Origin of the sequence: Halovivax sp. (assembly GCA_007119345.1) — an archaeon.
Taxonomy (GTDB): domain Archaea; phylum Halobacteriota; class Halobacteria; order Halobacteriales; family Natrialbaceae; genus Halovivax.
The window spans coordinates 1-5,762 of the sequence record SKPV01000107.1 but is presented as its reverse complement, the minus strand read 5'-3'; the positions used below and the strand labels follow the sequence as shown (position 1 = coordinate 5,762).

Below are 5,762 nucleotides of genomic sequence, written 5' to 3'. Positions count from 1 at the left end.
GGAGCGAGGTCGAGGGCGCCATGGGGGCCGACCACCTACCGTTTTCCGATCCCGACGACGCGGCGGCGTTCGCGGCGGCCCACGGCGGCGAGGTCGTCGGCTGGGACGCCCTCGACGGGACCGGCTGACGGGCCGTCGGGACGCGCTCGCTCTCCTGATGTCGGTCGCGGGCAAAATCGCCGCCGTCGGGCGGTAGAGGAACGCTCACGAGAGAATTCGGGCACCGGACGTCCAGGCCGGCACTGATCGATCGACACCCCGGCACTGCCCGATCGGCACGCCGGCGCTGGCCGATCAGTACTCCGTCACTGGTCGATCGACACGCCGGCGCTGACCGCTCAGTACTCCGGACGCTGGGCCTGGATCACGTCCGAGAGGTGGGCGTGCTCGTCGGCGAGCAGTTCGTTGAGGTCGTCGGCCGTGATGATCCCGCAGAGGTCGCCGCCGTCGTCGCAGACGGGGAGTCGGCGGATCCCGTGTTCGCTCATGAGTTCGGTCGCCTGGTAGAAGCCGGCGGACTCGTCGACGGTCGCCAGGTCCTCGGTCATGACGTCCTCGGCGGTGGCGTCCCCCGGATCCATCCCGTTGCCGAGCACGCGCGTCGCGAGGTCGCGGTCGGTGACGATGCCGACCGGTTGGTCGCCGTCCGTGATCACCACGCTGCCGACGTGAGAGTCGTCCATCATCGAGGCGAGTTCCTGGACGGAGTGGTCTTTTCCTGCCGTTACGACGTCGGTTCGGGCGAGATTTTCGATAGGCATGAACCCGCGATACCGTCCCACCGACGCGGGCATAAACCCCGACCGCACCGATCGGTCGTCCTGACAACCACGAACGGTGACGGGCCGGGCGGTCGGTCCGTCGACGGCCGGCCGAAGTCGACGCGGGGCGTCCGTTCCCTGCCGGCCCGACGAGCTGCCTGTTACCGGCGTGAGAGGACCGGCCGTTAGGCCGCCTCGACGGGCGTCTTCACGATCGTCACCGGTCGTTCGGACATGCGAGCGACGCGCTCGGCGACGCTCCCGAGCAGACGCCGGTACTCGCCGGACCGGTTCTTCGATCCGACGACGGTGAGCCCGACGTCCGCCTCGTTCGCGTACCGGAGGATCTCCTCGTGGGGCCGACCGTGGCGGATCTCCGTCGTCACCGGAACGTCGGCCTCGGCCGCCCGCTCGGCGATGGTCTCGGCGGCGTCCCGGCCGGCTCGCTCGAGGGCGCTCTCGAGCCCCTCGAACTCGTGGACGTACTCGTCTCCGGGATAGGAACCGTAGGCGTCGGCGTCCACCACGTGCAGGACGTGGAGTTCGGCGTTGTATCGTCCGGCGGCGTCGATCGCGTGGTCGATCGCCCGGTCGACGCCGGCGCTCGCGTCGGTCGGCAGGAGGATTCGTTCGTACATCGGTCGAAACTTCCCGAACGAGGACGAAATAGGTGGGGTGCGGCTCGTTCGGGCGGGCCGACGGCGACCGGCCGCATCGAGACCCGCCCGGCCGTATCGAGACCGCCCGGGTTATCGAGACCCGCCCGGCCGTATCGAGACCGCCCGGGTTATCGAGACCCGCCCGGTTCGAGACGACGCCCGGTTCGAGACGACGCCCGGCGATCCGGTCGTTCACTCCTGCGGTCGGACGACCCGCGTCGCCCCCGAGCGCGGGTCGATGTGGACCCGCCAGGCTCCGTCCTCGCTCCGTGCGGGGACGATCCACGTCGAGCGCGTCTGGTGGGGGAGCGACACCTCCGGCGATTCACAGCCCGCCTCCGTCAGCGCGTCGTAGGCGCGCACGGCGGCGTCTTCCTTGGTTCTGATCTCGGTCGACTCGGATGGGACGGTACGTGGCTGGGACATGCGCTCTCTACTAGTACGGTAGTCGTTCACACTCAAGAAACGGCGATTCGGTTCCCGGTCATTGGGAACGGTACGCACGGGCGCGACCGAGCCCGTTCGGCGCGTCGGACGGGCCGTCGAAAGCGGCCCGGGCCGACTCGCCGCCGCTCAGCCGTGCTTGAACGTCACGCCGCCGCCCGTCTTCGGGTACTCCCAGACGACGTTGTCGTACGTGCAGGCGAACCGGCAGCTCGAGCACTCGAGGCAGTTCTCGTAGGCGATGTGCGGGACGCCGTCCTCGCCCTCGCGCCAGACGTTGGCGGGACAGACCGTCACGCAGTCGTTCGTCGTACACTCCGCGCAGACGTCCGGCACCTTCACGTCCAGGTGGGACTCGCCGGGGTCGTCGTACCTCACGGTGTAGAGGCGGTCTTCGAGCGATTCGTTCTCGATCGTCGGGGTCTTGGGTTGGGCGCTCATCTCAGGTCACCACCTTTCGGTACCGGAAGGCCAGTTTCGCCGCACCGATCCAGCCGCCGACGGCGTCGAGGACGGTGCGTTTCGCGCTCGCTTCGTGGACGCCTTTCGGCGTGCGATCCATCCGGAAGTACTGCGTGCCGGCGTCGGCGAACGCCCGCGGCAGTCTCTCGAACAGCAGGTCACGGTCGGCCTCGGCCTTCGCCATCAGCCAGTCGTAGTGCTCGAGGTTCTGCATCACGAACGAGTTCTCGAGGGCCTCGGGGTAGGCGGCGAGCGCGCCGGCGTCGGTCCGGCCCGCCTGGGTGGCCTCGGCGATCGCGCGGCCGGCCTGGTAACCGCTCTCGACGGCCATGTTCGTCCCCTCGAGGTGGACGCCGTTGTTCAGCACGAGTCCGGCCGCGTCGCCGACGATGGCCGCGCCGTCGTGGACCAGTTCGGGGACGCTCTCCGCGCCGCCCTCGGGGATGGTCTTCGCCGCGTACTCGACGGTCCGAGCGTCCCGGACCAGCGGCGCGACGGCGGGATGGGTCTTGAACGCGTTCAGCGTGTCTTCGGGCGACTGCTCGGCCGCGACGGCGTCCTCGATCCGGTACGCCACGCCGACGCTGATCGTGTCCTCGTTGGTGTAGACGAAGCCGCCGCCGAAGGCGTCGCCGACGGCGCCCTCGCCGAAGTAGTGGTAGGAGGCGCCGGCGTCGTCGAGCAGCCGGAACCGGTCCTCGATCGCCTCGTCGTTGTCCGGGAACTCGAGGACCTCCTTGACGCCGACGGCGACGTTCTCGCGCGCCTCGGTCGACTTGAGGTCCGCGCCCTCGCTCACGAGGGAGTTGCCGCCCTCCGCGAGGACGACGTAGGGCGCGCGGATCGCGCCGTCGGGACGGTCGGTCTCGACGCCGACGATCCGGCCCCCCTCGCGGACGAGGCCGGTGACGGTCGTCTCCGTGACGAGCGTCGTCCCCTTCTCGACGGCCTGCTCGGCAAACCACTCGTCGAAGTCGCCCCTGAGAACGGTGTAGGAGTCGTTGTGGGGCTCCTCGTGCCACTCGCCAGGCCGCAGCGAGACGGCCGTCTCGTCGTCGTGGCTCAGCATACTGAACCGGCGCTCGGAGACGTACCGCTCGAGCGGCGCGCTCTCGAAGTCGGTTAACTCCCGGATCGTCGGGGTGTAGAGTACGCCGCCGAAGACGTTCTTCGCGCCCGGCGAGGAGCCGCGCTCGATCAGCAGCACCTCGAGCCCGCGGTCGGCCATCGTCAGGGCCGCGGCGCTGCCGGCCAGGCCCGCACCGACGACGATCGCGTCGAAGTGGTCGTCGTAGTTCGGCGCGTCCTGGGTCTCCCTGTCGGCGTCGAGTTCGGGGGTCTTTGCGTCGGGTTCTGGGCGGCCGGCCTCGGCATCGGAACGCTCGTTCTCGGCGTCGGAGCTCATCGGGTCACCTCCGCGACCGGCTCGTCGGCGAGCCGATCGGCGAGTTTCGGGCAGACCTCGAAGAGGTCGCCGACGATGCCGTAATCCGCGTGTTCGAAGATCGGCGCGTTCGGATCGTCGTTGATCGCGATCACCGTTCCGCTCCGGTTCATCCCCTCGACGTGCTGGATGGCGCCGCTGATGCCGACGGCGACGTAGAGGTCGGGCCTGACCGTCTTGCCGGTCTGGCCGACCTGGCGCGACCCGTCGACCCAGCCCTCGTCGACCGCCGCGCGGCTCGCCGCCAGCTCGGCGTCGAGCGCCTCCGCCAGCTCGATCGCCGGCCCGAGGTCGCCCTCGACGCCGTGACCGACCGCCACGATCCGCTCGGCCTCCGTGATGTCGGCCGTGTCGCCGACCTCGCGCTCTATGACCTCGCTGATCGCGTCGGCCTCCTCGACGACGACCTCGACGTCGACGATTTCGCCGTCGGCGGTGGCGCTCTCTCCGTCGACGGGATCGGCGGCCTCGAAGACGCCGGGGCGGATCGTCGCCATCTGCGGGCGGTGGTCCTCACAGAGGATCGTCGCGAGGAGGTCGCCCCCGAACGCGGGCCGGCGGGCCTGGAGGATCCCCTCGTCGTCGACGTCGATCTCGGTGACGTCGGCGGTGAGGCCCGCGTGGGCCGGGACGGCCACCCGGCCGGCGAAGTCCCGTCCGGTGTGGGTGCCGCCGATGAGGACGATCGAGGGCTTTCGTTCCTCGACCATCGCGCGGAACTGCGCGCCGTAGGGATCGGCGCGGTACGGTTCGAAGACGGGGTCGTCGGCCACGAGGACGCGATCGGCGCCGCGGGCGATCGCCTCCTCGGCCACGTCGCCGAGGCCCTCGCCGATGACCAGCGCGACGAGGTCCTCGCCGGTCCGTGCCGCGAGCGTCTCGGCCTCCGCGAGCAGCTCCCAGGAGACGGGCATCACCTCGCCGGCGTGCTCCTCGACGAAGACCCAGACGTCCTCGTAGGCGTCCACGTCGACGCCTTCGTCGTCGCTCATGCGATCACCTCCCCGATCGCCTCGGCGAGCTCGTCGACCTCCTCGACGAGTTCGCCCTCGCGATCGACCGGCTGGACCGTCTCCATCGTCCCGACCGAGGTCGGCGAGACGGCGAGCCCGACCTCGTCCTCGATGCCGAGGTCCTCGGCGTCCCAGGCCGTCGGTTCGAAGTCGTTCTCGCCGTAGATCTTCCGGTGTAAGGGCGCCGGCCGGGGCGGGAACTCGCCGAACGCGACGGCGACGACGACGGGAAGGTCGGCGGCGACGAGCTCGTGGCCGCCCTCGACGTCGCGTCGGGCGACGAGTCGGCCCTCCTCCGGGCGGGCGTCGACCGCCTCGGCGTAGGTCAGCTGCGCCCAGCCGTTGTGGGCGGCGATCCCCGGCGGAACCTGGCCGGTCGAGGAGTCGGTCGTCTCCTCGCCACAGACGACGACGTCGGCGTCGAGCGCCTCGGCCGCCCGGGCGAGCGTCAGGCTCGTCGGCCAGGTGTCGCTGCCCGCGAACGCGCGGTCGGAGATGAGCACCGCGTCGTCACAGCCCATCGCGACGGCCTCCTCCAGGACGGTCGTCGCGTTCGGCGGCCCCATCGTCATCGCGATCACCTCGCTGCCGACCTGGTCGCGTATCGAGAGCGCCGCCTCCAGCGCGTGCTGGTCGGGTCCGTTCATCACCGCGGGGGCGCTCGCCCGGTCGAGGCGCCCGGTGTCGGGATCGATCCCGACCTCGTCAGCGTCGGGAACCTGTTTCACCCCGACGACGATCGTCCACGTCATGCGTTCATCACGAGCGGGAGTAGGGACCCCGAACAGGTGTTCTAGTACGGCAATTCTTGGGGCCTGGGAACCCCCTGTACACGTAAGTGCCCTTTGAGAAGACCCGCAGGATATCGGGCCGCCGAAACCCCGGCTCGAGTCGGCCGCGTCCCGCACGCCGAGATTCAGGCGCCGACGGGCGCTCACGCCAACGTCTCCCAGGGGGCGCCAACGTCTCCCAGGGGGCG

At 70.3% G+C, this 5,762-nt stretch carries 8 protein-coding genes; 1 reads left to right on the top strand and 7 read right to left on the bottom strand.

The features are described from left to right. Nucleotides 1-128: nitrous oxide reductase accessory protein NosL (locus tag QZT59_RS07350; protein ID WP_290813557.1), on the top strand; the 128-nt coding region annotated here is incomplete at its 5' end. A 210-nt stretch (nt 129-338) separates the two neighbouring features. On the opposite strand, the gene QZT59_RS07345 is transcribed toward QZT59_RS07350, so the two are convergent. The 7 genes from QZT59_RS07345 to QZT59_RS07315 all read right to left on the bottom strand — a co-directional run bounded on the left by QZT59_RS07345 (nt 339) and on the right by QZT59_RS07315 (nt 5,535). Further along, entirely contained in the window at nt 339-761 is a 423-nt protein-coding gene (locus QZT59_RS07345; RefSeq protein ID WP_290813554.1) for a CBS domain-containing protein, read from the bottom strand. Nucleotides 762-946: 185 nt separating this feature from the next. Beyond that, entirely contained in the window at nt 947-1,399 is a 453-nt protein-coding gene (locus QZT59_RS07340) for a universal stress protein (RefSeq protein WP_290813552.1), read from the bottom strand. Nucleotides 1,400-1,612: 213 nt separating this feature from the next. Further along, entirely contained in the window at nt 1,613-1,846 is a 234-nt protein-coding gene (locus QZT59_RS07335) for a hypothetical protein (protein WP_290813549.1), read from the bottom strand. Between the two features lie 147 nt (nt 1,847-1,993). Beyond that, nucleotides 1,994-2,305, bottom strand: coding sequence for a 4Fe-4S dicluster domain-containing protein (locus QZT59_RS07330; RefSeq protein WP_290813546.1), 312 nt, complete (start codon nt 2,303-2,305; stop codon nt 1,994-1,996). Between the two features lies 1 nt (nt 2,306). Then, nucleotides 2,307-3,731 (bottom strand): FAD-dependent oxidoreductase, encoded by a 1,425-nt coding sequence (locus QZT59_RS07325; protein ID WP_290813543.1) that lies wholly within the window; start codon nt 3,729-3,731, stop codon nt 2,307-2,309. After that, a complete protein-coding gene (locus QZT59_RS07320) occupies nt 3,728-4,762 on the bottom strand; it encodes an electron transfer flavoprotein subunit alpha/FixB family protein (RefSeq protein ID WP_290813540.1) in 1,035 nt (344 codons plus the stop codon). Before QZT59_RS07320 ends, QZT59_RS07325 begins: the two co-directional genes overlap by 4 nt. Beyond that, entirely contained in the window at nt 4,759-5,535 is a 777-nt protein-coding gene (locus QZT59_RS07315) for an electron transfer flavoprotein subunit beta/FixA family protein (protein WP_290813538.1), read from the bottom strand. The genes QZT59_RS07320 and QZT59_RS07315 overlap by 4 nt, the downstream gene beginning before the upstream one ends. Between the last annotated feature and the right edge of the window lie 227 nt (nt 5,536-5,762).